1 protein-coding gene is annotated in these 1,890 nt (G+C 52.7%); it reads left to right on the forward strand.

The window, feature by feature from the left end; genetic code table 11:
- Positions 1 to 1,890 (forward strand): site-specific DNA-methyltransferase (locus tag BF99_RS0119800; RefSeq protein WP_025772655.1); only part of this gene is annotated, 1,890 nt, incomplete at both ends.

The following is a 1,890-nucleotide window of genomic DNA, read 5'->3' on the forward strand; positions in this document are numbered from 1 at the left end:
TATATCCAAGAGAAGGTTCATCCCAAGGCATTGATCGATGATTTGCTTAAGCGATCGGATGCCAATCAGCAAGGGGATGAGAAACAAACTGATCTCTTTGCGGATTTCAACGGTCTTCCGGATGATAACGCCAAGACGGAGTTCTACCGGCACGATGCCAACTGGAGCAATCGCATGATATTGGGCGATAGCCTGCAAGTGATGGCATCGCTTGCCGAGCGAGAGGGCTTGCGCGGTCAGGTGCAGTGCATCTATCTCGATCCGCCTTATGGCATCAAGTTCAACTCGAATTTCCAGTGGTCGACGACGAGCCGCGATGTGAAGGACGGGAAGATCGATCACATCACGCGCGAGCCGGAGCAGGTCAAGGCCTTTCGGGATACATGGCGGGACGGGATTCACTCGTATCTGACTTATCTACGAGATCGATTGACGGTGGCGAGGGATTTACTGACGGACTCGGGGTCGATCTTCGTTCAGATAGGGGATGAGAATGTTCATCGGGTGCGGGCGCTGATGGATGAGGTTTTCGGGGAGGATAATGCATTTGCCGCCATCGTTTTTAGAAAGAAGAATTTCACATCTCCGGGACAAGCGATCAATGATTATATCTTACACTTCGCAAAAAATCGTAGTGTGGCTAAGCTTCGTACTTTATATGGAACCATCACCAATCGCGACGAACGCCCGGATGATGCTTCTTTTCAAAAAATCTTGACGTTATCCGGTGATTGGATTAAGCCACCGAGCGACGAAGAGGCCGCCCGTCTGTTAGAAGAAGGCGGTAGGTACTGCAAGTCAGACAATCGTGTCATCAGTCAGCATCATAGTGAAACCAGAAGTGATTCCATTCGGTTACGCAATCAAAGTATAAATCCAGGGTCGAATGCCCAATGGGCATTCGACCCTGTCAATGGAATCCCTCGATTGGATTACGCAGGACGATTGCACCTACCGAAAGGTGGGCGATTGAGTGCGTTTATTGCTTGGGAGGACGTGCCTCGTAGGCGAGTCAACAACCTTTGGAATGATACCGCTCCTGAACAAAGACCGGATTATGTTGTTCAGACATCTGCAAAAGTCATCGCCCGCTGCCTCCAAATGACCACGGATCCGGGAGATCTCGTACTGGACCCGACTTGCGGCTCCGGTACAACCGCTTATGTGTCAGAGCAATGGGGACGCCGATGGATCACCATCGACACATCCCGCGTGGCAATGGCTCTTGCCCGAGCGAGGGTCATGGGTGCTCGCTATCCCTATTACCTCCTTGCGGACAGCCCCGAAGGTTTGTTGAAAGAAGCGGAACTCACTCGCTCGACCCCATCGAGCCGCCCGACCTACCGAAATATCCGCCACGGTTTCGTCTACGAGCGCGTTCCTCATATCACCTTGAAGTCGATCGCGAACAACGATGAAATCGACGTGATTTGGGATCGATTCCAAGAAGAGTTGGAGCCGCTGCGCGCACAACTCAACGAAGCGTTGAAAGAGAGTTGGGAAGAATGGGATATCCCTCGCAAAGCGGATGAGAATTGGTCCGAAGAAGCACAAGATTTGCATCGCCGATGGTGGGAGCAACGCATCGCTCGTCAAAAAGAAATCGACGCTTCCATCGCCGCCAAAGCCGATACCGAATACCTGTACGACAAGCCCTTCGAGGATAAGAGCATCGCCCGGGTGGCCGGACCCTTCACCGTGGAAAGTCTGTCTCCCCACCGAGTGTTGGGAGTCGACGAAGACGAGGAGCCGATGGACAAGGCTGCCGAAGCCCCCGCCGTTTACGGCACCAAAGCCGAAGCCGGTGAAAAGACCGATTTCGCAGAGATGATTCTCGAGCATTTGAAGACCGCCGGAGTCCAACAGGCGAGCAAGGAAGATAAAATCGAT

The sequence above is a fragment of the Thioalkalivibrio sp. HK1 genome (assembly GCA_000583135.1).
Taxonomy (GTDB): Bacteria; Pseudomonadota; Gammaproteobacteria; order HK1; family HK1; genus HK1.